This window comes from Planctomicrobium limosum (assembly GCF_051465645.1).
Classification (GTDB): Bacteria; Planctomycetota; Planctomycetia; order Planctomycetales; family Planctomycetaceae; genus Planctomicrobium.
The window spans coordinates 2,771,903-2,797,275 of the sequence record NZ_CP195790.1; the positions used below are offsets into that span (position 1 = coordinate 2,771,903).

Below are 25,373 nucleotides of genomic sequence, written 5' to 3' on the forward strand. Positions count from 1 at the left end.
ATCGCATCCATGCGAAGTGGTGAATAAGGGGAACTTTGAAATGCAATCGACGGTGAGTAGCCGGTGGGGCCTCGTCCGATCTGGCAATCTTCAGAAGAGAACAATGACATCCAATGCCGGTGCTCAATTCCAAGACAACCTCATTTATAACGCGATCTCCTGTTCGCGAATCATCAACATTCCATCTCTCAATTGGCATCGAAGGCGACGTTGAGATGTTCAAACCTGAATTGACCGGTTGAAGAACCTGCCAGAACAGAGCGGTCACATCCTGACCTGCCGACGAGTGGAGGGGAGGAATATCGAAAGCCAGAATTTCCAACAAGACGAATAATGCCAGAACCATTAACTGAAATCGGATTTCGAGCAATTTCCGGCGAAAATGGCACTATTTCTTACAAGAATCTTTCGTGTCCGCCGCATCTGAACCCATTAAATCATCGAGACTTCAGCCACTTTCCCCTGAATCCAGTGTCAACCGCACGTTCAGGACCGGATGAGGATTCAAACACCCTCACAACGGACAAACAGGCCCTCTGGAGCACCAGAAGACCTGTTCGTCGTTTTCTAGACCGGTTCGGTCTATCATGTGGCCGCGCAGCAGCCTTCTTGTTAAGCGAAAGGCTGAATTCCGCGTGCCAGAAACGCTGCATGATTTCTGGAAATGCTCTAAATTGATGTGGGCATTTCAGATCACGAGCACCCCACTTCGATCAGTTTAATCATCAGCCTCGATGGCTCCACTGATGCCAGCAGCGCGTTTACAGATCCTTCGCGCTGAACGTATCTCCCTGCCGAATATCGCCAGTCTCCAGCCCTTTTCGGAACCACTTGGACCGCTGTGCTGATGACCCGTGTGTGAACGACTCTTTCACAACATATCCCTGAGCCTTTTTCTGCAGCGCATCGTCACCAATCGCCGCCGCCGCTCTCAAGCCCTCTTCAATATCCCCTTGCTCCAGAATCTGCCGTTGCTTCTGAGCATGGTGCGCCCAGACCCCTGCAAGAAAGTCCGCCTGCAACTCAAGCCGCACCGAGAACTCATTCTCGCTCATATGCTGCAACATCTCCTGTCGGCGGTCCATTGTCCCTAACAAGTTCTGGACATGGTGACCAACTTCATGAGCGATGACGTACGCCTGAGCGAAATCCCCTGGCGCTCCGAATTTGCGGTCCAGTTCTTCATAAAATGCCAGATCAAGATAGACCTTCTGATCTGCAGGACAATAAAACGGACCAGCAGAAGAACTCGCCGCGCCACAACCAGATTGAACCTGATTGCGATAAAGCACCATCGGAGTCGGACGGTAACGCTGGCCCATCTGGGCGAACAGCTTTGTCCAGACATCTTCCGTATCGGCGAGAATCACGGACGCAAAGTCGGCAGCACGATCCTCTTCCGGGTTTGGCTCAACTGGGGCCTGTTGCTGCTGGCGAACGGCTCCTCCCTGATTCGCCAGAAAGAACCTCAGAACCTGTCCCAGATCTCCTCCCGTCAGGAAGAAGACCAGAATCAGCACCAGGATTGAGCCACCACCCCCAAACCCGGCAACCGCACTCCCCGGACTCATTCGCCGTCGGTCATCGACGTTTTCACTCCGCCGCCCGGATTCCCATCGCACCATCGAATGACTCCTCTGCTGACGATGCTGTTTGCGAATTCCGGAGAATCCGAGTGTCGCTCTACCAGCAGCGTTGAAACACAAATGCCTCGCCCAGAACCCCAAACACTCGATTCAGGATATCGGCTCGATCACGCTGATCACAATGTTCGAACCATTCTCACCTTGAATACTGAAACCCGTCATTGGTTTTAACGGCCTTACGACAGATTTCCAGAGTATTTCGAGAGAGATTCCCCCATGAATGGACCGGCGCAGCATTCTAATACGGTTCAACAAGTCGTTGAGGCTAAAGTCGTTTCGTAGTGCACTCCTGCTCTGACGATTCAACGCTCCGGTCAGAGCGCCGACGCGCCTGGGGTCGCCGTTCTCAGGCTTCTCCGACTCAACGCCAGCTTGGCAGAATCGGCCATCGTCACCAGTGCCGCTCCCAGCATGATGCAGTCCTTCACCACCAGACGGCCTCGCCCACTCAGATAAGGGAATCCATGTTCACTGTCTCCGAGATCGGGGACCCAACATTCAGGTGTGGTCACCAGAAACGACAGTGTCACGAACGACATGATGACGACCAGAAAGCTTCCCAGCGCCGCCAGTGACGGGAACCACGGATGCAAACAGAGCAGCAATCCATAAAGCACAATGATGCTGCCCAGCCCGTACGAGAAGATGTAAGTGCCATTCTTCTCGTGCCACTCCCGATTCTCTGGAACAAGCTTTCCTTCCGGATTCATGTGAGCTTTGTAATTCCCAGGATCGTGAATCAGAAAGTTCATAAACGGACTGGTGGCGACGAACGGGATAATGCCGTCCGCTTCATATTTGAACGCCTTCAATCCACCAATCCAGACCAGAACAATGATCAGACCAAGTCTGGTGACAGTCATGCCCACTCGATCCATTCGAGCGGCCAATTGAAGAAGGGGTGTCAAATTCATGTCGTGACTCCTGAATGAGATTGCCGTTCCCCCTGATCGTGGCAGGCACCCGGTCGCCAACGTTGTCGTGACTGACCATTGGCTTTCGGCCAGTCAGGGGATGAGATTCGACCACCATCAATTCGCGGATAAACGCTCTTTCAAGCGTACAGCGAATTGACGTTTCAATCTCCATATCATTCAGAAAAACGAGTCGCTCATGAATGGATGTTTAAGGCATATTCATGGACAAATTGCTGCCTCCACGAATTCTGGTTTCATGCTCCCGGAAGTATTTCGGGGAAACTCCAGTTCCTTTTTTGAAGACGCGGCTGAAGTAGAGCTCATCCTGATACCCCACCTCCGCTGCAATCTCCTTCACAGTTCGCAGAGTGTGCAGCAGTTCCCACTTTGCATGGGTCAACACTCGCTGCTGAATCAGATCTGACAGAGTTTTTCCCAATTGTTCACGAACGCAACGCCCGAGCGATTGTGGAGTCATATGCAGCAGGGCAGCGTAATCTGCAGGGGCATGGAGCGAGCAGTAATTCTGTTCGATCAGCACTTTCAACGATTCGATAACAGGATGCCGAAAGGAATTCTCTCCCCCTTCGACGGCATTGCCACCTTTCCATCGAGCCGCATGAATCATGAGCAATCGGGTATACGCCAGTTGAGCTTCCTGCACTCCGAGTAATTGTGCCTTCTGCTCGCTGATCAGTTCCGTGAAGAGTGAGGTCGCAATGGGCAATGAAACTTCATCAAGTTGGACAACTGGCCGCCCGTAAGGATCGTTAAACAGTGGTCCGCTACACCCGGTCTCCTTGTGAAATGTTTCGACACAAAGAAAGTTCGCATGAAACCGCAGGACCTGAGCCTGAAACGGACCTTCGAGGGCAAAGCGAACATACTGGTACGGCACAACAAACAACAGTTGATTTGCAACAAATGGAAACTGCGCGGCATCGATAAACGCGGTCCCTGCACCGGAGTTCAAATTCCAGATGCAGAAGTGATTCGAGCGAACCGGCTCATAGAACTTCTGATCCGATCTCACCTCTTCAATCGAAAACGAATCCCACTCCGAATCTGTGATTCGCTGTGAAACACGTTTCTGGTTCGAGGCTCGGCTCATCCTGCGTTTCATCTTGAATAGCTCGTTTTTTCTGTCTCAATTGCGTCTTTACAGACTTTCGACTTCTTTCAACATGAATTCATCGAATTAACGTATTATAAAGGGAGATCCATCTGAAGTTGACTGAACGAACAATTGAGGCAAACCATGATTCGCTTGGCAAAAATCCTCGTTCCTACAGATTTCAGCGAGTTCAGCCGTCATGCTGTCCGCTACGGGTGCGAACTGGCACGAACATTCAACGCAGAACTGACTCTGCTCCATGTGGTGGAAGATATTTATCCACTCGTGGCCGATCCAGGAATTATGCTTCCGTCGCCAGTTGACTTGATCGGAGATCTGCAACAAGCTGCAGAAAAAGGGCTCGTGAGCTTTGCTCCAGAACAATGGACAGAGGGCATCTCCATTAAACATCAGGTCGTCGTCGGAATCCCGTTTCTGGAGATCACCCGAGTCGCATCCGAAGAGCAGTTCGATTTGATCGTTGTCACGACCCACGGGCGGACAGGCATCGCACATGCGTTCATGGGGAGCGTCGCAGAGAAAATCGTACGAAAGTCAATCTGCCCGGTCCTGACAGTTCGCCCGGATGGGCACAACTTCGTGCTTCCATAATCTTGCGATCGCAGCGGGGGCTCGCGTCCAGGCAATCGCAGCCCCCGTGATTCGCGAGCCGGCAGTCGGAATATCACTGGAGGAATTGAACTTGTTTTGGCGTCGTCGTCCCATTTCAGCGGAACCGGAATGGGTCCGCGCTGAACGTCAGTTCAACGAAAATCGTGCTGAACTTCAGCGTCAGTTCCTTCATCTCGCGTCGACCAGTGGAAAACCACGCGGATTGCTGTGGACGCAGACGGACTGGAAGGAGGATACTGCGTTCGCTCGAGATTTGCAGACCGGACTGCTGACCGCATTTGTCGGAGTCGAAATTTCATTCGCAGCAATTCCCGGCGGTGAAATGGAAGATGTCGAAGCGGTCAGCCAGATTCGCAACGCATCTGCGGTCTTTCATTATCAGAAAGGACGCTGGGGAACTGGGGGAAAAGCACTGTTCAATCTTTCCCCACCGGATGCAGTGGAGCGTCTGACAGGACAATTCGCCCCCATTGAACGTCATACGAAGTGAACGGACCCCATCCACTTCCATTCCCATTCGAGCCCCATCAACCTGAGCAGTGAGCAGGCAGGTTCGGAAAAAATCCAGGGTGCTTACTTGCGAAGGGATAAACATCCCATCAGATTGAGTACTCCACACGTTGCATCGCATCAAACTCCATCAATACGCAGAAGCAATGACCGAAAAAACTTTTGATGTCGTCGTCATCGGAACAGGCCCTGGTGGAGAAGGGGCCGCGATGCAAGCCACCAAACTGGGACGGTCCGTTGCGGTTGTTGAACGCTATCATCAACTGGGCGGGGGATGCACACACTGGGGCACCATCCCTAGTAAGGCACTGAGATTTGCCATCTTTCAGGCGACTCAATTCTTCAACAACAAAATGTTTCGCGAATCTGGACTGAACACGATTCCCGATTTTCCCGCATTGCGTCGCAGTGCCTCGTCGGTGATCGAAAAACAGGTCGACATGCGTAACAGCTTTTATGAGCGTAACGATGTCCCTGTGATGTTTGGAGAAGCAGTCTTCATCGACGCAAACACTGTTGAAGTCCGCGATGAATACGGAGGCAAGCGTCGCCTGCATGCTTCGGCTTTCATCATCGCTTCAGGATCACGGCCATACCGTCCAGACGACATCGATTTCACACATCCGTTGATCTGCGACAGCGATACCATTCTCAGCCTGAATCACACTCCAAAGTCGATCACCATTTATGGGGCAGGGGTCATTGGTTGCGAGTATGCGTCGATGTTTCGCAATCTCGGGACCAAAGTGAATCTCATCAACACACGAGACAAGCTTCTGGAGTTCCTCGATGACGAGATCATCGATGCTCTCAGTTACCACCTTCGGGAGCGTGGCTGCCTGATTCGTCACAACGAACTCTACTCCAGAGTTCAACCGGAAGACGACGGCGTGATTCTCCACCTGAAATCCGGTAAGCAGATTAAAACGGACGTCCTGTTCTGGGCTGCTGGTCGAACAGGAAACACTGAGAACATGGGACTTGAGTCCCTGAGTATTCAAGTCGATAAACGTGGCTACATTCCCACGAACGAACATTTCCAGACAAACATTCCGCACGTCTACGCTGTTGGTGACGTCGTCGGGATTCCATCGCTCGCCAGTGCCGCATACGTTCAAGGACGTTATGCCGCTCACCACGTCATCAGTGGAAGTTGCGACCGTGCTCTCGTCAGCGACATTCCGACCGGGATTTACACCTCTCCGGAGATCAGTTCTCTCGGCAAAACGGAACGTCAGCTGACTGCAGAAGGAGTGCCTTACGAAGTCGGACACTCGATGTTCAAGAGTCTCGCCCGTGCACAGATCACCGGGCAGACAGCGGGGATGCTCAAGATCCTGTTTCACCGCGAAACATTGCAACTTCTGGGGATTCACTGCTTCGGGGCGAACGCTTCGGAAATTATTCACATTGGTCAGGCGATCATGTCCCAGCCAGGTGAACACAATACTCTGCGGTACTTTGTGAATTCGACGTTCAACTATCCAACCATGGCAGAAGCCTATCGTGTTGCTGCCTTGAACGGATTGAACCGCCTCTTCTAGACCGGTTCGGTCTATCAAGTGGCCGCGCAGCAGCCTTCTCAATACGAGAAATAGCTGAACCCTGAGTGCCAGAACGCTGCATGATTTCTGGAAATGCTCTAGAACCGTCTCATATTGAAGTAACAACTCTGAGCCGTAACTGCAGATGGTCACACCGTGATACACCTGCAACGCGGTAACAGAAGAGCGCAAGCCGCTCTGGAGAAGTCCGGTCTCACGCAAGCCACTCCGGACAGATTGATGCAAGTGGTGATTCGGTGAAAATCGGGAATGTGACGTTATCGGGACCATTCGTTCAGGCCGCATTGAGTGGCTACAGCGATTGGGCGATGCGCAGTCTTGCCAGAACTTTTGGCGCGTCATACACCATTGCCGAGGTGATGCTGGACCGCTTTGTGAACGAGGTTCGTGGCACAGGAAAGACCAGTCACTATTTGCGTGTCGAAGATCAGGACCATCCGGTCGGCGCTCAATTGATGGGTTCTGATCCTGTCACTTTTGGACCAGCAGCGCAACGGCTTGTTCAATCCGGGTTTGACGTCATCGACATCAACTTCGGATGCCCGGTCAAAACCGCAATCGGTGGTTGTCGCGGTGGCTATCATCTCAGCCAGCCTGATGTCGCTCTTGAGATTGTTCGACGCGTCCGTGATGTCGTTCCAGCCGAGATTCCTGTCACACTGAAGATGCGTCGCGGAATCGATAACACCCAAGAAAGCCGCGATCGATTCTTCCAGATTCTGGACGGCGCATTCGCACTGGGAGTCAGTGCCATCACGGTGCATGGACGAACGGTTGAACAGAAGTATCGTGGGCCAAGTGACTGGTCGTTTCTGAAACAGGTCAAAGATCACGTTGGCTCAAAAGTGATCCTTGGGAGTGGCGACCTCTTCACCGCAGAATCGTGCGTCGCAATGATTCGGGAAACAGGTGTCGATGGAGTGACAGTCGCTCGGGGAGCGATCGGAAACCCGTGGATCTTCACTCAGGCGAATCGACTTTGGGCCGGACTGCCACTCGATCCAGCCCCAACAACTCTTGAGCAACGTGCTGTCATCGAACAGCACCGCGCATTGATCGAACAGAACACCGGCTCCGAGAACTGGATTGGGGTCCTGAGAAAGTTCGGGTTCCGCTACGCCCGACTGCATCCGGCCGGAACCGAACTTCGGGCCAAATGGGGGCTGGTCAAGAACGAAGCCAACTGGAACACCTTGATGGAGAATTACTACTCCGTCGAGCAACCCGGGATCTGGCCTGCTGAAGTCGATGAGTCACAAGCTGACACGTCCATCACCGCGTGCTAGCCCAGCTCCGCAACTCTCTGTCTTTTATGTGATCGTGCGAGCAGGCGTAGAGCCAGAGAGTTGAACGTGTTCTTGAAAGCACATTCTGAAAACTGAAGCAGCCCGCGCGCTCCATTCGCTTTTATCACGGATCAGAACGTCGCGGACTGCAAGCTCTGGATTCAACCTGACCAAAATATGTGACAGCCACACGTCTCGGTCAGGCGATTCGATTCACCGGGGGAGTGACGGAATTCACTGATCAAACTCCGGCCTGATCGAACGTCAGCTCTCCTCCCTGAGCGTCGACATGAATCGTCGTTCCCTCTTCGAACTCACCAGTCAAAATGGCATTGGCCAGAGAGTTCTGCAGACGATTCTGGATCACTCTCTTCAAAGGACGCGCCCCGTAAACCGGGTCATAGCCCTCGTTGGCCAGCAACGATTTAGCATCATCAGTGACTTCGAGCTCGAAGTGATGTTCCTGCAATTGCTTCTGAAGCTTCGAAATCTGCAACTCGACAATCTTGCGAATATCGTGTCGATCCAGTGGATGGAAGACGATGACTTCATCGATTCTGTTCAAAAACTCTGGTCGGAACTCGCGCTTCAGAGCGTCGAGACAAACCTGCTGAATTTTGTCTTCGTCCCCTTCCTCACTCAGCTCCAGAATCAATTGAGAGCCGATGTTGGAAGTCATGACAACGATCGTATTGGTGAAGTCGACGGTTCTCCCTTGTCCATCTGTCAGACGCCCATCATCAAGCACCTGCAGCAGAACATTGAAGACATCCCGATGCGCCTTCTCAATCTCGTCCAGCAAGATGACGGAGTAAGGTTGACGACGAACAGCCTCCGTTAATCGTCCTCCTTCTTCGTAGCCGACGTATCCTGGAGGAGCACCGATCAGTCGAGCGACCGAATGCTGCTCCATAAACTCACTCATATCAATTCGGACCATGTTCCGTTCGTCATCAAACAGGAACTCAGCAAGTGCTTTGCAGAGTTCTGTCTTTCCGACGCCAGTCGGTCCCAGGAAAATAAACGATCCGATTGGGCGATTCTTATCCTGTAATCCTGACCGGGAACGACGAACAGCATTGGCAACTGCGGCGACGGCTTCTTCCTGATTGATCATGCGCTGATGAATCAGATCTTCCATCTGCAACAGTTTCTCACGTTCGGTCTTCAACATGCGGCTGACCGGAACCCCTGTCCAACTGGAAACCACCTGAGCGATTTCTTCTGGACCGACGTCCGTTCGCAGCAATCGAACCTGACCTTCCTGTTCCTTGCCTGCAACCTGTTCTGATTCGGCTTCCTGAGCGGCGACCTGCTGGCGGAGGACCTTACGTTCCTGATCAAGCTTGAACAGTTTCTGATAGTCCGTTTCGTCCGCCATGCGGCCACTGGCCTGTTTATCGCGAAGGATTGCTTCCTGCTGGGAAAATTCCAGCTCGAGCTGTTCCAGACGTTCACGAACGCCAGATACATCGCCCAACCCGAGTTTCTCCGCCTCCCATTGTTCGTTAAGACCGGCCAGCTTCTTTTTCAGCTGTTCCATCTCCTCCGCAATCTCGATTCGCTCTTTCTCGGCGTGCTCTTCTTTCTCCTCTGCCAGCTGTCTGGCAGCAATCTCAAGACGAGTCAACCGGCGTTGAATCTCATCGATTTCCGTTGGAACCGAATGCAGTTCCATCGAAACACGAGATGCAGCCTCGTCGACAAGATCGATCGCCTTATCGGGAAGGAACCGATCGGTGATGTATCTATCTGAGAGTGTTGCTGCCGCTTCGAGTGCAGCATCGCGAATCTTGATACCGTGATGCTTTTCGTAGCGCTCTTTTAATCCACGCAGAATCGCAATCGTGTCGACAACCGAAGGCTCGCGGACATTGACTGGCTGAAAACGTCGTTCCAGTGCGGCATCTTTTTCGATGTACTTGCGATACTCATCGATCGTCGTCGCCCCGATACAGTGAACGTCGCCGCGAGCAAGTGCCGGCTTGAGCAGGTTGCTTGCATCCATCGCTCCGTCAGTCTTTCCGGCTCCGACGAGAGTATGAAGTTCATCAATGAACAGAATAATCTTGCCTGCCGCCTGTTCGACTTCGCCGAGAACGGCCTTCAAGCGATCCTCAAATTCTCCACGGTACTTGGCACCTGCAATCAACGCTCCCATATCCAGAGCAATCACCCGCTTTTCCTTCAGAACAGCAGGGACGTCTCCGAGCACAATTCGGTTTGCGAGACCTTCAACAATGGCCGTCTTTCCAACCCCTGGATCTCCGATCAGCACAGGGTTGTTCTTGCGTCGTCGTGCAAGGACCTGCACGACACGACGAATCTCGGCATCCCGCCCGATCACAGGGTCAATCTTCCCCTGTCGTGCGAGTTCCACGAGGTCTTTGCCGTATTTTTCGAGTGCCTGATATTTATCTTCGGGGTGCTGGTCTGTCACTGTATTTCCACCTCTAACGGCTTTGGTTGCCTCCAGAATTTCTTTCTCTTCGATCCCACTCAGCTTCAGAATCCGTTTCGCGGCGTCCTCAACTTTGGTGAGTGCGACAAAGAGATGCTCTGTCGACACGAACTGATCATTGAGGTCGTCTGCCAGCTTCTGAGCCGCTTCAAACACCTGCATCAATTCTCGCGATGCAGCAACATCCAGGTTCGAACCGGACGAGGAGGGGAGTCGTGTCAGTTCAGATTCGACAATCTTTGTCAGCTGCGGAACATTGGTCCCGACTTTCGCCAGAATTGCCCTGGGGATTCCGTCGGAGTCCTGCAGCAATGCTTTCAGCAGATACAACGGAACCAGTTGCCGGTGCCCTTGATCTTGTGCGAGCTGGTGAGCTGTCTGGACAGCCTCCTGGGCTTTCGCTGTCAGCTTGTCCATTCGAAATGCCATTGATGATTCCCCTTCCCGCTCTTCGCGAGTCAACTTTTCCAGAGCCCGAGGTTTCCAGCGGTCTGGTTCGAAGTTCTGCATCAACCCTAAACATCAAGACTCGTCTCTGCATCCCTGAATCTGCAATCCATCTTTTGGGTATACACCCAACTACTGTGAAATACAGACTTTTTCGTTTCTGGAACGCCAAACAGGTCTCATACCTTAAACAGGAATGCAACGTTCATGCCGGATTCACAATGAACAGAAATTTCCCACAAGCCGTTTAATACAAGTACATTAAGGGCAACAAGCAAAACTCAAACGTCTCCAATAATGCCATTTCGACACCTTCAACGACAAAACAACCGACGTCAAAATCCGCCATAATGGCCGACCACACAACGCTAGAGCGGACCTCCAACCTGAAATGCATCACAAGAAAGCTGAGTGGCCCTGGATGAGGACCAACTCCTGATGTGACTAAAGAGCCTTGGTGAATGCCCGTTGAAAACTGCGTTCGAACAGCGCGTAAAAAAAGACCGCCAAACCTGGATTAGTTTGGCGGTCTTCGACCTGAGTTGTGCCTCCCAGACAGGACTGGCACTTACTGATTCTTCTTCAGAGCTTACTGTGGAATCCCGAGGAGCTGTTCCTGTTCTTCCTGAATGATGATTCGTGGAGTCACCATCATCATCAAGCTCTCAGTTTCACGACCAACACCAGAGTTCTTGAACAAACGGCTGATGTATGGAAGCTTGTTGAGGATTGGAACCCCAGCCATGTTACGGCCTTCGCGGAGGGATTTCACACCCCCGAGGAGAACTGTACCACCGTCTGGAACACTGACCACGGTTGAGATGAAGACTTCGTCGACGACTGGCAACTGAACGGTAACGGATCCGACAGCTCCACCGCTGTTGTTGTTACCACCTCCGCCGCCGCCACCAGTTCCACCGCCGCCGCCAAGTCCTCCGCCGCCTCCACCGCCGCCGAGACCTCCACCGCCGCCGCCGCCACCGAGACCTCCACCACCGCCGCCGGTGTTACCTGTACCCCCAGCGGAGATATAGGAGAAGGTAAAGACGTCAGTCACGTTGTAGAAGGTCGGCAGAACACTCAATCGAACATAGCGTCGGTCAGCTGAGACCACCGCGGTGACCATCAGGGTTGTTCCTTCTGGAATCGTTGTGATTTCAGGAACGTAACCAACCTGGAAGGCACTCGCGACTGGTTGCAGCGATGTGACGAATGGTCGCAAAGTACCGCTTCGAACTGTACCGAACTGACCGTTGAAGATCGTCACTTTCGGAGCAAACATCACGTTGGACCGACGGTCCCCTTGTGCTGCTCGCACGAACATGAACGCTTCAATGTCGCTCAGAATCGCCAGACCGAAGTTAATCCCTGCGTTTGGATCGAATCCACCGAATGTTGGAGCCGAGAGGTCAAACGATCCTTGTCGGAACGGGACGTCCAGGTTCGGAGTGAACTGCTCAGTTCCGTTCAACAGACCGACCACTGTTCGTGATGGCCAGTTGTCGCGATCCTGCATGTTCAACCGAGGACCAGCACCGAATGGAGCGAGTGCCGTTGAACCGCTTGAGCTACCACCTGTTGAACCACCAGTACCTGCACCGCTACTTCCACCGCCACCAGTTCCCCCGAAGATTGGGTCGACTGATCCGAATGGACGAATTGGTGAGAAGTCGTTGTTGACGTTTGGTCCACCAACGGTGTCGTTGATGTTGAAGTCGAAGTCGATCCCGATCTGCTCGAAGAACTGATCGCTGACGGTGATGAAGCGAACTTCGATCGTCACCTGCAAGTCCTGGAGGCGTCGCAGCTGATCAAGCAGATCTGCGATTTCCTGGTGAACCTGTTGGGTCTGACGGATGACAAGGCTCAAGGTGCTGTCATGCTGCTTCAGCGATCCAGAACCGTGCATTTCACTCCAGCTATCTGGAGACACAGTTGTCGTGATCAACTGATTCAGTGCTTCAAACCCGTGAGCTGTCGCACTTGGACCAGACAGAGCCTGCTTTGAACCGCCGGCCATTCCTGCGAGTGCTGGATTGGCACCACCGAGAGGTGACGCTCCGACTTGAGCAAAGCCATTTCCGGTCGGTGCCACACTCATCGGTGAATCACCACCGAATCCACTTCCCTGTTTAAACTGGGTCGTTGGAGCGGTTGGAGTGACAGGAACAACAAGGTCGGCAACCTGATAAACAACAGTTGTCAGTTCGCCATGCTTACGCATCCGGCTGGTCACATTGAGCACTTCGTTCTGGATTGTGTAACCCAGGTTCAGTGGATCAAGGATCAGGTTCAGTGCACTGCGAAGTTTAATACCGTCAACGTTGATGCTGATCGGGGTGCTGGAGGTCACAGCTTCTTCGGTCAGGCCGGTTTCATCGACCATCACGTTGATACCCTGAGCATCAGCAATGTACTTCAGAACTTCAGAGAGCGGAGCGTTGTTGAAGTGCAGGGAGACAGGGTGCTCCAGGCTGCGACGAACACGCATTTCTGCTTCGGTGTGTTCGAGGGCATCAGCTGGTCGCTTCTGTCGTGACTTCTTCAGATCTTCCCAGTTCTCCGGGTAGGCCAAAGGCTGGTCATCGCGGGCAACAGGGTTGATTGCAGCCATTTCGACTGCGTTCAATTGCTCCCAGAAGCTGTTTTCCTTGTCGGAAATCATCTTCTTGTTAGAAGCGTCCCGCATTGCGATCTTGGCTTTCAGGTCCATCGTCACAACAGCAGGGTTGTTCGAATCAAGAGCAGCAGCCTGTTTGGCAATCGCACTTGCTTCTGAGAACCGCTTCTGTTCGTACAGTTCGTTGTACTTCTGGACGAGGTTCGCCAATTCCTGTTCGACACGAACGCGAGTCTGGATTTCGCGTTCGATCAGGTCTTTGGTCTCAGTATTCTTACGTTCCAGTTCGATCACTGGAGCGTGCTGAGCAATGTAAGTTTCAACTGAACTGCGTGAGCTCTTCACCCAGGCGGTCAGAGAAGCAGTCTGTTCTTCGCTCAGATCTGCAGCATTGATCGTTTCCAATGCCTGATTGAGAAGAGCGACAGCTTGTTCTGGCTGCTTGTCACGAATCTTTTCAGCTCGGAAGATCGCATTCAGACACTCTGTGCGAACTTTATCGAACTGAGCCGATCGCTGCTGAGCAACAGCATCAATTGGTTGTGTCGAGGCGACTTCGTTGCTGACAGTCTGAACACCACGACGACGTGGGCTCAGTTCACGCAATTTGTCCTGCAACTGCTGCTGACGGTAAGCATCCAGTGATTCACCTGAGTGGTAAGCCTGCAGGAAGAACTCGTAAGCTCCTTCCCGATCTCCACCACGAAGAGAATTCACACCTTCGTCGAACAGCTCCTGAGCAGTCTTGCCGTTGGAGTTCACGACCATTCGGTCACGACCAGCGGCGGCAGTTGCTGATCCAGACACTGTCTGAATTGCAGCACCCTTGGTCAGGTCCATGCCCTTGGCTGCGAGTTCAGCTTCAGACGCATCCATCGAATTCATGGCGACGTTTGCCGCACGGGATGAATTCACGTTTGTTTCTGCAAGAACGCGTTCCGGGCTATCTTCGAACAAGTCGTATGTCACGTCGATCGTTGCAGCCTGCATCGCTTTTTCGCGAGCAGCTTCGACACGACCAGCGGTCAGATCAGCACGAGCTGAAGCCAGCAGCGATTTCGCCTGCCCCTTCAGACCGTCTGCACCCTGAACACCTTTGTCGGTGGAAGCGACCATCGTCTGCTTCGAGCTCGCGTCGATTTCGCCGAGCAATCGCTCAGGACTGTCTTCGAAGAGATCATAAGCAACATCGAAGGAAGCAGCCTGTGCCGCTTTCGTACGAGCGTCTGCAATACGACCGGATGCGAGATCCTGCCGTGCAGCCTGCAACAGCTGTCCAGCCTGAACTTTCAGGCTTTCTCGTGTCTCGGTTGCTGTGTTTTCAGTACGGGAAGCGACCATCTGCGAAGACTGACCCTGTTTGGCTGCAACGAGCCGGTTCAGATCTTCACGGAGAACTTCCGGATTGTCTTCAAACAAACCGAAGGCAACTTCCATTCCTTCAGCCTGTGCTACCAGCTTTTCTGCTGTAGCAACGTCACCGCTTCGCATTGCTTCGCGGGCCTGGCCGAGGTAAGCAAGAGCCTGTTGTTTCTTCTGCTGCTGATTCGCTGGACCTGCCGGAGCGGCTTCAGCTGGAGAACCTGCTGGAGCTTTTGGCTCCATCATGTTCTGAGCCTGCAGCATCCGTGCTTCCTGAAGAATCAGGTCAGGCCGATCATCGAAAAGGGCGAACGAGGCACCGAGCTGGTGAGCTTCAGCGGCTTTCGCCTGTGCAACGTCCAACTTGCCTTCGTTCAACGCGGTTCGAGCCTGCTTCAGCAATTCCAAAGCAGCGGTGCGAACCTGCTGTGCATCCTGGCTTTCACCAGCTGCTGGCATCCCTGCAATGACTTGCTTGTTTGTCACGCGGGCAATTTCAGAAAGAAGATGCTCTGGACCTTCTTCAAGAAGTCCCCAGGCCACGTCTTTCTTCTGTGCCTGCATTGCCAATTCTCGGGCTTCATTGAAGTGCCCACGAGACATGGCAACTTTCGCATCCGTCATCAACTGAACTGCCTGTTCTTTGGCACTCAGCTGGGATGCTGGAATTGTTGGACGTGAGTCCATTTTCGGAACGATCGCTTCGTTCTTCATTGCTGCCAGGTTGTCGGAAGGACCTTCCGGACGGGCTGGCTGAAGTCGAGCGAGTTCTGACATCAGGTGATCAGGTTTCACATCGAACGGACCGTAAGTCACGTTCAGACTGCGAGCCTTTTCGATGTTCTCACGTGCTGCGACGAACTGACCGGCGACCATGTCCTGATGAGCCTGACGCAACAAAGACTGAGCCAGTTCATGGTCAGCCTGAGATCCTGAGCCGGCTGCAGCAACTGCAGCTGGAACACCGGGAGTCATTCCCTGGGCTTCAACGCTCTGGGAAAGCATTGTCCCCGGTGATGTCCGAGCGCTGTTTCGAATCTCCGCAATCATCTTCTGCGGAGACAGCTCGTTCGGACCGAACGTCACTTTCCATTGCTGGGCCATCGAGGCTGCACGGGCAGTCAGCCGCAATGCTTCCTCTCGTTGGCCTTGCTGCAGTTTCAGCTTTGCTTCACGCAGCTGATCTGCAACTCGTTTACGGTTTACGTCCTCAGGAGCCAACGTCGATTCCGACTCTGGAACGGCCTGGAATCCTTGTTTCGGGGTGTTCCCAAAGGGATCACTTGCGTAGGAATCCTGGGCGTGGACCTGAAAGCCGAGCCACAGGCTCGCGCTGAGCAGTCCACCACGCATCAGCAGTTCATAGGTTCGGAACAAAGTCGGTCCCTCCTTGAGGCCCTGACCAGGCTGATCCAGTCTCTTTCGATATCGCGCCATGACTCGGTTTGCCGCTAGAAATGAAGGGGGGAAGGTGGACTGTGAAGGGTGGACTGCTGTTATTTCCTTGGGGGGGAACTCACAGGAACAGGACACCGGCTTTCAGTCACGCCAGTGAAATGGACTAGGGGTGAAAAATCGGAGAAAGGGAGTTGGGAAAGGTTTCCATCAGGCTGAATACCCGAGATTTTTGAACAGGGTCAAGATGTGACGTGGGAATTTCCTGTTCAACCCGGGTGGGACCCGTTTTTTCGGCGAGTGCTGCCGATTCAGGGGGCAATTCAGCGAGTAATGGTCTCGTCTAAATCTTCTTTAGATTCGTAAATCGTTTCGATAACGGCGTTTTTACGAACCTCGGCAAGGACAACTTTGGAACGTTGTTCCCGCCATTCTTCAATAATCTGCATCCGGATCTCTTCCTGCACTTCATCGAGCGGTTGAGTCCCGGCGTTCTTACGTTCTGTGACTTTAATCACCTGGACAGAGGTCGGTGAGACAATGAGCCCGCTCGTCGCTCCCGGCTTCAGGGTTTCCAGTGCTTGACGCACTTCAGAATTCGCGACGCTCCCCGGTTGTGTCCAATCCCAATGGCCGCCATTGGAAGCCAATGGGCCGTCGGAATACTTCTTGACTGCATTATCAAAGGTCATTCCAGAAGCGATCGCCTCTAAAGCAACCTGCATTTCCTGTTCAGCCTGAGATTTCGACCTGGCTGGAGTGACAGAGATCTGAAGCTGCTGCCACTTCACCTGCATCGGGAAGGAATACTTCTCAATCTGCTTGTTATAAACCGCCAGCAATTCCACTCGGGAAGGCTTAGGCTCGTCGCCAATCTTCGTTCGAATGTATTGGGATGCGAGCTGCTCATCTGCAAAGACCTGTCGCATTGTTTCCAGCGACGTCCCTTGCTCCTGCAACATCGTTTCCAGTTCAAGCGTGGAATTGACTTCCAGACGGGTCTTGAGATTGGTCACGACCTCTTTTTCGAAGAAATCGTTCAACTGTTCGTTGACGGAGTCGAGTTGCTCTTTCTTCAGACGGGCACGCACAGCCTGAGCCATGAGTACCTTCTCGATGTTGCGATCGAGATCTTTCTGAATGAGCAGGTCTTGAGCTTTGCGAAGCTGCTTGCCGCGATTGGCTTCCGAGAGTTGACCACTGGCCACCCCCTCATTGAGCTTCGATTCGTACTCTTTCAGTTTGCCGCTGTACTGTTCGAGAATCTCCCCTGCAAGGATCGCCCGACCATTGACGCGTGCGACCACGGCGGTTGTCGGGAGAGGGGATTCTTCGCTGTAAGATGTCTGCTGAATCGTGTCCGCTTCTGCGGTCTGCTTCGCTTCGGATTGAGTTGACGCAATCCGAGGTGGTGGCGGTCCGAGGACCGGATTCGAAACATTGTAATTTTTACCAGCGCAGCCCGCCCCAAGAGCGATTGCGAGAACAAAAGCACTTCGAAAATGGGGCATGGAAATGGCTGGTTGAAGGCCCGAAACGGACAAGTCTCCGGAAGTCTTTTCCCCGTCGAGAGTTATCTGCAAAAAGGCAGACAATTCTTCATCGAGAGGCTTCCGACCGATTCCCTGTGTTGGGATCGCCTTCGCTTCTTACTCCCAGTTGCGGAATTAACGCAACACGGATTTCAGAAAGTCGACTAATTTTGGTCCCGTCGGGGTCTTGACCGGCAAATCCAGGTAAGCATTCCGCCGATCGACGATGCGCAGATTGCGCCCATAGCGACCGGCGAGACTATGAATACGCTGATCATCGGTATAACTGAGAACGGCAAATCGATCTTCTTCGAGCCGAATCCCATCAATGCCCCATGCGTATGCGAGCAGTTCCAACTCTTTCAATGAGATGAATCGGACTGCTTCTTCAGGCAGCGGCCCGAATCGATCACGCAATTCGTCAGCGAGTTCTTGCAACTCCGTGACTGTGCAAACGGAAGAGAGTTTTCGATAGACATCGATCTTCTGTTTACCCGGCGGGATATAACTTCCCGGCAGATAGGCAGAGACAGGCAGATCGAGATTCACATGTGGACTCTCACGCGGTGGCAGTTCTTTCAGGCGCCGGACAGCGTTCTCCAGCAACTGGCAATACAATTCGTATCCCACTGTCGCAATGTGTCCGCTTTGTTCGGTTCCCAGAATGTTTCCCGCGCCGCGGATCTCCAGATCCCGCATCGAGATCTTGAATCCGGCCCCCAGTTCGCTGAATTCCTCAATCGCCTTCAGTCGTCGAGCAGCAACTCCACTGAGCGAACGGCTCTCACCAACGAGCAGGTAGCAATACGCACGATGCTTGTCTCGTCCAACGCGTCCGCGGAGCTGATGAAGTTCCGAGAGCCCGTAGATTTCTGCCTGATCAATGAAGATGGTGTTCGCTGTTGGAATATCCAGACCACTTTCAATGATGGTGGTCGCGACAAGGATGTCAGTTTTTCCATTCACGAAATTGACCATGCTCTCTTCCAGAGCATCGGGATGCATCTGTCCGTGGGCAATTGCGATTCGTGCTTCCGGGACAATGGCCTGCAATCGTTCAGCAACACGTTGAATATCGTGAACTCGATTGTGAACGAAGTAGACCTGACCACTGCGGTTGAACTCCCGCATGATTGCCGAACGAATCAGATCCGCATCCCAGCGTGCGATTCTGGTTTCGACAGGCAAGCGCTCCTGAGGAGGAGTGGTGAGGTTCGAAATATCGCGAATCCCCAACAACGAAAGATGCAACGTTCGCGGAATCGGTGTCGCACTGAGAGTCAGTACGTCAACGTTCATTCTCAACTGCTTCAATAGTTCTTTCGTCGCAACACCAAAGCGTTGTTCTTCGTCGACGACCAGCAATCCAAGATTCCGAAACCGCACATCCTGAGAGACGAGACGATGCGTCCCGATGACGATGTCGATCCCGCCTGCCTCCAGCTTTTCAAGTGTTTTCCGCTGCTGAGACTTGGTACTGAAGCGAGAGAGAGACGCGATCTGAACGGGAAACTCAGCCATTCTCTGACTAAACGAACGGTAATGCTGTTCGGCAAGGACCGTCGTCGGAACCAGAATTGCCACCTGACGTCCGGCATCGACAACCTTGAACGCCGCCCGCATTGCGACTTCTGTTTTTCCAAATCCGACGTCCCCGCAAATCAAACGGTCCATCGGTCTGGTTTGAAGCAGGTCTCCTTTGCAGTCCTCAATCGCGTGTAACTGGTCTGGTGTCTCCACGAACGGAAACGAACTGTCAAACTCCTGTTGCCACTTACTGTCAGGAGGACAGGCCAATCCCGGTTGCATCGCCCGCTTTGCCTGCAACTTCAGCATATCGGCCGCCATGTCGGAAACAGCCTGGGCAACCTTCTTCTTGCTGCTCGCCCAACTTGTTCCCCCGACTTTTGCCAGTTTGGGAGACGACTGCGTGGCTCCAACATACTTCTGAACGAGATGGATCAACGTCACAGGCACAAAGATTCGAACTCCATCACGGAATTCGATCACCAAATGTTCTTCCTGCCCCCCTTCCCGTTCAACGAGCTGCATCCCCTGATACCGCCCGACACCGTGAGTCAGGTGAACAACGAGGTCGCCTTCATTGAGCTCCAGAAAGCTGTCGATCGCTCGACTCGTCGCCCGATTTCCGGTTCGCTTCTGGGGAAGCCGTACATTGGCCCGATTGAATAACTCGTTATCGCTAAGAACCAGAACTTTTTCGGAGATCAGGCGATAACCGTGCGTGACCGTCCCGAGGCACAACTGAATCTGTTCTTCCAGCTTTGGGTCGACTTCCCGAATGATCTCCGCAAGTCGAGTCTGTTCCCCTTCATTGTGACAGGCAATCAAGACCTGTTCGTCTTTCAGCAGAACGCCGGCGAGTTCCTGAATGACTTCCGTCTTGGGACCAGTAAACCGCTCGATCGACTCAATTTTCAGATGAGCAGTCGTGTCGAAACTGCCAGTATTTAATGCCGAAACACTGACCGTCGAAAACTCAGTACAGCGTGCCATCGTGGCATCCACGCCGAAGAGTCCTCTCGGATTCTCAAGCCGCTGTAAAAACCGCTTTCCTTCATCAACGATATCGCGAAGTTCAGTCAGTCCGATCCAAGAGCCTGCAGGCAGTGAATCAAGGAAATTCGCTTCGCTCTGCCGTGATTCCTGTTCCGTTGCGGCAGGGGCGATGGCCGTGACCGAAACGGACTTCAGATCCTGCACTTTTCGCTGTGTCTCGACGCTGAATGTCCGGAGCGAATCGATTTCGTCCCCAAACAGCTCCATACGGATCGGGTCGATCGCGGCAGGGGGAAAAATATCAATGATTCCGCCATGCACACTGAACTCGCCTGACATCTCAATGGCCGAGACACGCTCAAAACCACGTTCGACAAGCCATTGGAGCAGATGCTCGGAATCGATCGTTTCGCCCACCTTCAACTGCAGCGTTCCATCGTTTCTGGATTCCTTGGCAGGGACCGGCTGAAGGAGGGCCGGGAACGCCGCAACGATCACCTTGGGAGGAGAATCGGATTCCAGTTTCTGCAGAACGCGCAAACGTGCCCCGAACACGGCATCCTTGATGGATCGCTCTTTCGGGAGTGTTTCCCACGCAGAAAAGACGACGGGCGGTTCTGGGAGCAAAGACGCCAGATCAGAAGCCATGTCCTCCACATCACTGATGCGGGGAAGAATGACAACAAGCGGTTTCGTCGTTTCCTGAGCAATTGCAGCAAATGTGAGTGCGCATGACGAACCCCACGCGCCGTCGATTGTCCCGCTTGCCCCCTTTTTCAGGGTTGCAACGACATCGCGGAACGAATCAACTCCACGCAGTTTTTCCGTCAGTTCCGGGAGAGACCGGATTCTGTCGTGTGTGACAGCCATAAGGTGCCAATCACATTAACACCCGCTGACCGGTCCGTCCATGAATCCGGCGCGAACCCCACCGCTGTCTGATCTGTCTCTCTGCTATACTCATCTCCTGCACTCGTCTGACTCGTCCGGATTTCTGACGATCAACGGATCAGTCAGGCCAATTCAGATCCCTCAATGTGGTTCAGCGTATTGACGTCAGGGATCAGAAATCCATAATCTCAAAGATTCGTAGCTTTGTCTTTCATTTGGCCCAGATTCTGGCCATGTGATCCTTTCGGATGTCGCTCAAGGCGCGGTGGTATGGCGGTTGCAAACAAGAATGTTCCGGACGCATCAGGCCGATTCGGCGAATTCGGACGTCGGTTCGTCCCAGAAACCCTGATGCAGGCGCTCGATGAGCTCACTCAGGAATACGAACGCGCCAAACGTGACCCAGAGTTCCTGGCGCAGCTCGAACACCTCCAGAGGACGTTCATCGGCCGGGCAAGCCCCCTGTATTTCGCCGAACGTCTCACGGAATATGCAGGTGGCGCAAAGATCTTCTTTAAACGAGAAGACTTGAATCACACAGGTGCTCACAAGATCAACAACACGATCGGACAGGCACTTCTGACCCTGCGAATGGGCAAAAAACGGGTCATCGCAGAAACCGGTGCCGGTCAACACGGGGTGGCCACTGCGACAGCCTGTGCCAGATTCGGGCTTGAGTGCGTTGTCTTCATGGGCGAAGAAGATATTCGCCGCCAGCGACTCAACGTCTTTCTGATGAGAACGATGGGAGCGGAAGTTCGCCCAGTCACCTCAGGATCACGCACCCTGCGAGACGCGGTCAATGAGGCGCTCCGCGACTGGATGGCAACTGTCGAAACCACACACTACATCCTGGGATCGGTCGTCGGTCCACATCCATTCCCGATGATCGTCCGCGATTTCCAATCGGTGATCGGTCGCGAAACACGATCGCAGTGCCTCGAAACTCTGGGACGTCTTCCAAACGAAGTAATTGCCTGCGTCGGCGGAGGTTCGAACGCCGCCGGGATGTTCTACCCGTTCGTCGAAGACTACGACGTGGCGTTGACGGGTGTCGAAGCTGGTGGTCGCGGTTCAAAGCCAGGCGATCACGCCAGTGCATTGAGCTACGGAAACCGAGGAATTCTTCACGGCAGTTACAGCTATGTCTTGCAGGACGAAGACGGCCAGACCCTCGACGTTCACTCGATCTCAGCGGGACTCGATTATCCCGGCGTTGGACCTGAACATGCTTACTGGAAAGATACCGGCCGTGTGAACTACGTCACCGCAAACGATGACGAAGCATTGGAGATGTACCAGAAAGTCGCCCAACTCGAAGGGATTCTGCCTGCGGTCGAAAGCAGCCATGCCATGGCTCAGGCAGTGAAATCCGCTCGTGGGCGTTCTAAAGATGACGTCGTTGTGGTCTGCCTTTCCGGCCGCGGTGATAAAGACGTCAACGAAGTCGCCAGACTCTTGAAACTCGACATCTAAGTCCCCCATCTTCACACCGACAAGCGAATCGACTTCAGAGCGAAATCGCAATCGGCGTGATCAGCAGACCAGCCAGAATTCTGGCCGGCAACTTGCAGAAGCCTTCACATCGCAACTTTAGGTTTGAACGTCCCAGCGGCGAATTCATGTTTGTCAGGAGTTGAGAGTGTCCAATCGCATTCGTGATACCTTCGCTGCATTGCAGGCCAATGGTCAGATGGCGTTCATGCCATTCATTACCGCTGGCGATCCTGATCTCGAAGGAACTAAAGCCACCCTGCGATCTCTCGCCGCCGCTGGTGTTGACCTGATTGAAATCGGCTTCCCGTACAGCGACCCCATCGCAGACGGCCCTGTGATTCAGGCTTCCTACACTCGGGCTCTCCAAAAAGAAGTCCATGTGGGTCAAATTTTCACCGCACTGGAACAGCTCAAACGCGACAACCTGCCACCACTGGTCGGTATGGTTTCATACGCATTGATCTTCCGGGCCGGCGTCGAGAAGTTTCTGGATCGCTGCGTTCAATCCGGCATCAGTGGGCTGATTGTCCCTGATCTGCCGGGCATCGAAGCCAAAGAACTCTTCGCACTGACTCAGGCGCGAGGGCTCGACCTGATTCAGCTCATCGCCCCTACAACGACACGCAATCGCGTCAAAGCGATTCTGGCCCAAGGGTCCGGATTTGTTTATATCGTCGCGGTGGCCGGGACGACCGGGGAACGTGATTCCGTCGCACACGCGGTTCTTGAACAGCTGGCCTGGCTGAAGGAAGAAACAGATCTCCCGCTCGCCGTTGGGTTCGGAATCAGTCGCCCAGAGCACGTGGAACCACTTCGAGGGCTCGCTCAGGGAGTCATCGTTGGGTCAGCGATTGTTCGCCATCAGGAAAAGCTGGGAACAGGCGATTCACGCGAAGCCGCTCTCACTGAACTGAAATCGTACGCTGAATCCATGGCGACAGCAGCTCATCAGGTTAAAGCGTAAACGACTTTCCCTGTGTGAATCGGGCAGGAAATTCAGTAGCAAAGCACTCCGGGATTCGCGGTATTCAACTCCCCGGAGTTTCCCTGAAACTCCCAGCTTCACGCTCGTCGCTCAGTAGAACTTGCAAATCAGGCCGTTTTTGTCTGCAAGTTTTACACACAACCCATCCAGTGACACTTATTGCAATTCCTCAACAAATCACCGCAACAAACTTCGCAGTATAGACTTACGAGATGTATTCCAACAAATTCTCAGCGTCAATGGCACAGAGAATGCGGAAGACATCCTCTGGTGATTGAGTTGGTCTGGTGAGAGAAACACTAAGACCACACGAGGAATCGTCCGGCCCCTTGAGAAAGGGCTAGATTCCTGTCGAAGTTCACAAAGTGAATCACAAAGAAGCCCGAGTGGAGGTGAGAGCCCACTTGGGCTTCTCGTGTTATTGGGCAAGAAATTGCACCACGGCCAATTCAAACCGACCTAAACTTCGTCAGCCTTGCCGGCCTGCAAGATGTGGAACAGCCAACCGGGAAGCTATACCCCGGCCGCGGTTCCATCCAGAAACGGCACTGCCTGCAGTGACTGCTTCAAATAGAGCGGATGTTTTGGGTAGCCGGCTTTCGTCACCCCAAGGCAGTGCACCTCTCGGGATGCCTTTTTCAGCAGTTTGACGATGTGAGCATGCCGTTCGTTCAGCTCCGCGTGAACACCCCAGCAAAGAATGGTCAATGACGCATCTTTCGTCATTTTCTTCAGCCAGAAATCGTTGTCCGGGCCGACAGGATCAGCAATCTGCTTGAGCCCTCGAGGGTCAGTTGAACGCAACGCAAATGCATTCAGCATCCGCATTCCACCAAAGCCCCAGGAGTGTGCGTATCCAATACAGCGTCGAACCGTCGGGTCGTTATCAATTTCTGTTGCGGTTGATGGATTCAAACCAATGAATGACACCAGCGGTCCCGATTCGTCCCAGACTCGCTGCAACGTGTATCGATAAATCTCACATGGAGAATATCGGGCCGAGCTGACCCAACCGTTCTCATGACGATGCGTGCGGTAGATAAGTTCAGACATGAATCGTCAGTGAAATTGCAGTGGAGAACGAATGAGGCGACCTAACATCCGGGAACATGATAAGGAGAATCCGCCGAGAACTGAAATCGCAATAACCGCATCATCCTGCAAATCACCGGAAGCCTCATCAGCAGTCGATTGGGCATTGAAAATCGGGCGAGCTGTTCTGCAGGAAATCGATCCCAGACCTCGACAAGTTTGAGTCGAGGATTCCACTTCTCCACTTGGCGAGGATCGTTCACCCACCATTTCAGTTTTGCGCCAGTCGACTGAATGGAGCGATGTCGATTCAACCACCAGCAGGCAAGTTGAGGGTAAGAATCGAACGCAATTTCCCCCTGCGGAAACGACGTCGTGATCCCATCAAACAACTGCTGCACTTCGGTCGCGTGAAAGTAGGGAAACACCCCTTCTGACAGCACAAAGATCGGGCGATCCACAGGAATTAGCTGCAACCATCCAGGTTCCGTGATCGATGCCGATATCGATTGAACGCCGGGGCGATCCGGATAGAGCTGCTCCCGCATCTGAATCACGTCCGGAAAGTCCACATTGAACCACCGAACTGTTGCGGGAGCTCCCAGACGATAGAAGCGGCTATCAAGTCCACACCCCAGATGCAGAACAGTGGCATCGGAATAGCGATTCAGAAACTGTCTGGTCCAGTCGTCAAGAATTTTGGCGCGAACAGCAATCGCAATCTTGCCGTCGTGCGGCAGCCGAATCTTCGTGGTGTCGATGTCCAGCTCGTTCGCCGCGCGCCTGGCGAACTCGTCATGCAGAAGCGAGTCTGGCAGTTGACTCTCGGCCGCTTTGGCCAGCAGAGTGATGAACAGCGTCTGCTTCACGCCCGTCAGATCAACTCCCACTTTGACCATATTTTCCTCGGTCGCATTCAAGACAGTGAGCGACACGCTGCCTATGGACAAGCTTCCCATA

15 protein-coding genes are annotated in these 25,373 nt (G+C 53.3%); 6 read left to right on the forward strand and 9 right to left on the reverse strand.

Annotated elements, in window-relative coordinates; all coding sequences use genetic code 11:
• Nucleotides 1–761 precede the first annotated feature (761 nt).
• The 3 genes from ypfJ to SH527x_RS10370 form a co-directional block, all read right to left on the reverse strand.
• Nucleotides 762–1,622, reverse strand: a complete 861-nt coding sequence (gene ypfJ / locus SH527x_RS10360; protein ID WP_437194615.1) for a KPN_02809 family neutral zinc metallopeptidase — start codon at nt 1,620–1,622, stop codon at nt 762–764.
• A 338-nt stretch (nt 1,623–1,960) separates the two neighbouring features.
• Nucleotides 1,961–2,560, reverse strand: a complete 600-nt coding sequence (locus SH527x_RS10365; RefSeq protein ID WP_437190605.1) for a DUF417 family protein — start codon at nt 2,558–2,560, stop codon at nt 1,961–1,963.
• Between the two features lie 211 nt (nt 2,561–2,771).
• Nucleotides 2,772–3,674, reverse strand: a complete 903-nt coding sequence (locus SH527x_RS10370) for a helix-turn-helix transcriptional regulator (protein ID WP_437190606.1) — start codon at nt 3,672–3,674, stop codon at nt 2,772–2,774.
• Between the two features lie 147 nt (nt 3,675–3,821).
• On the opposite strand from SH527x_RS10370, the gene SH527x_RS10375 reads away from it, so the two are divergent.
• From SH527x_RS10375 to SH527x_RS10390, 4 genes are all read left to right on the forward strand, one after another.
• A complete protein-coding gene (locus tag SH527x_RS10375) occupies nt 3,822–4,289 on the forward strand; it encodes a universal stress protein (RefSeq protein ID WP_437190607.1) in 468 nt (155 codons plus the stop codon).
• The gene (locus SH527x_RS10380) at nt 4,264–4,800 is read left to right on the forward strand and encodes a hypothetical protein (protein WP_437190608.1); all 537 of its coding nucleotides are present in this window, start codon (nt 4,264–4,266) and stop codon (nt 4,798–4,800) included. The genes SH527x_RS10375 and SH527x_RS10380 overlap by 26 nt, the downstream gene beginning before the upstream one ends.
• A 166-nt stretch (nt 4,801–4,966) precedes the next feature.
• The gene (gene sthA / locus SH527x_RS10385; RefSeq protein ID WP_437190609.1) at nt 4,967–6,364 is read left to right on the forward strand and encodes a Si-specific NAD(P)(+) transhydrogenase; all 1,398 of its coding nucleotides are present in this window, start codon (nt 4,967–4,969) and stop codon (nt 6,362–6,364) included.
• Between the two features lie 257 nt (nt 6,365–6,621).
• Nucleotides 6,622–7,671, forward strand: a complete 1,050-nt coding sequence (locus SH527x_RS10390; RefSeq protein WP_437190610.1) for a tRNA dihydrouridine synthase — start codon at nt 6,622–6,624, stop codon at nt 7,669–7,671.
• Nucleotides 7,672–7,912: 241 nt separating this feature from the next.
• Here SH527x_RS10390 and clpB read toward each other — a convergent pair whose 3' ends face one another.
• The 4 genes from clpB to mfd all read right to left on the reverse strand — a co-directional run bounded on the left by clpB (nt 7,913) and on the right by mfd (nt 20,878).
• Nucleotides 7,913–10,561 (reverse strand): ATP-dependent chaperone ClpB, encoded by a 2,649-nt coding sequence (clpB, locus tag SH527x_RS10395; protein WP_437194617.1) that lies wholly within the window; start codon nt 10,559–10,561, stop codon nt 7,913–7,915.
• 607 nt (nt 10,562–11,168) lie between these two features.
• A complete protein-coding gene (locus SH527x_RS10400) occupies nt 11,169–15,998 on the reverse strand; it encodes a hypothetical protein (protein WP_437190611.1) in 4,830 nt (1,609 codons plus the stop codon).
• 281 nt (nt 15,999–16,279) lie between these two features.
• Nucleotides 16,280–17,467: a peptidylprolyl isomerase gene (locus SH527x_RS10405; protein WP_437190612.1), complete on the reverse strand. Its 1,188-nt coding sequence runs from the start codon at nt 17,465–17,467 to the stop codon at nt 16,280–16,282.
• A gap of 156 nt (nt 17,468–17,623) precedes the next feature.
• Nucleotides 17,624–20,878, reverse strand: coding sequence for a transcription-repair coupling factor (mfd, locus tag SH527x_RS10410; protein ID WP_437190613.1), 3,255 nt, complete (start codon nt 20,876–20,878; stop codon nt 17,624–17,626).
• Between the two features lie 291 nt (nt 20,879–21,169).
• On the opposite strand from mfd, the gene trpB reads away from it, so the two are divergent.
• Complete coding sequence (gene trpB / locus SH527x_RS10415) at nt 21,170–22,375, forward strand: tryptophan synthase subunit beta (protein WP_437190614.1); 1,206 nt, start codon at nt 21,170–21,172, stop codon at nt 22,373–22,375.
• Between the two features lie 166 nt (nt 22,376–22,541).
• Nucleotides 22,542–23,360, forward strand: coding sequence for a tryptophan synthase subunit alpha (trpA, locus tag SH527x_RS10420; protein ID WP_437190615.1), 819 nt, complete (start codon nt 22,542–22,544; stop codon nt 23,358–23,360).
• A 534-nt stretch (nt 23,361–23,894) separates the two neighbouring features.
• On the opposite strand, the gene SH527x_RS10425 is transcribed toward trpA, so the two are convergent.
• Complete coding sequence (locus SH527x_RS10425) at nt 23,895–24,434, reverse strand: DUF1643 domain-containing protein (protein ID WP_437190616.1); 540 nt, start codon at nt 24,432–24,434, stop codon at nt 23,895–23,897.
• A 41-nt stretch (nt 24,435–24,475) separates the two neighbouring features.
• A complete protein-coding gene (locus SH527x_RS10430) occupies nt 24,476–25,348 on the reverse strand; it encodes a class I SAM-dependent methyltransferase (protein WP_437190617.1) in 873 nt (290 codons plus the stop codon).
• Between the last annotated feature and the right edge of the window lie 25 nt (nt 25,349–25,373).

Excerpts from the sequence above, each read along its gene's own strand:
- SH527x_RS10365 (WP_437190605.1), bottom strand. The coding sequence starts at position 2,560 with ATGAATTTGACACCCCTTCTTCAATTGGCCGCTCGAATGGATCGAGTG.
- SH527x_RS10370 (WP_437190606.1), bottom strand. The coding sequence starts at position 3,674 with ATGAGCCGAGCCTCGAACCAGAAACGTGTTTCACAGCGAATCACAGAT.
- SH527x_RS10375 (WP_437190607.1), top strand. The coding sequence starts at position 3,822 with ATGATTCGCTTGGCAAAAATCCTCGTTCCTACAGATTTCAGCGAGTTC.
- SH527x_RS10380 (WP_437190608.1), top strand. The coding sequence starts at position 4,264 with ATGGGCACAACTTCGTGCTTCCATAATCTTGCGATCGCAGCGGGGGCT.
- sthA (WP_437190609.1), top strand. The coding sequence starts at position 4,967 with ATGACCGAAAAAACTTTTGATGTCGTCGTCATCGGAACAGGCCCTGGT.
- clpB (WP_437194617.1), bottom strand. The coding sequence starts at position 10,561 with ATGGCATTTCGAATGGACAAGCTGACAGCGAAAGCCCAGGAGGCTGTC.
- SH527x_RS10400 (WP_437190611.1), bottom strand. The coding sequence starts at position 15,998 with ATGGCGCGATATCGAAAGAGACTGGATCAGCCTGGTCAGGGCCTCAAG.
- SH527x_RS10405 (WP_437190612.1), bottom strand. The coding sequence starts at position 17,467 with ATGCCCCATTTTCGAAGTGCTTTTGTTCTCGCAATCGCTCTTGGGGCG.
- mfd (WP_437190613.1), bottom strand. The coding sequence starts at position 20,878 with ATGGCTGTCACACACGACAGAATCCGGTCTCTCCCGGAACTGACGGAA.
- trpB (WP_437190614.1), top strand. The coding sequence starts at position 21,170 with ATGGCGGTTGCAAACAAGAATGTTCCGGACGCATCAGGCCGATTCGGC.
- SH527x_RS10425 (WP_437190616.1), bottom strand. The coding sequence starts at position 24,434 with ATGTCTGAACTTATCTACCGCACGCATCGTCATGAGAACGGTTGGGTC.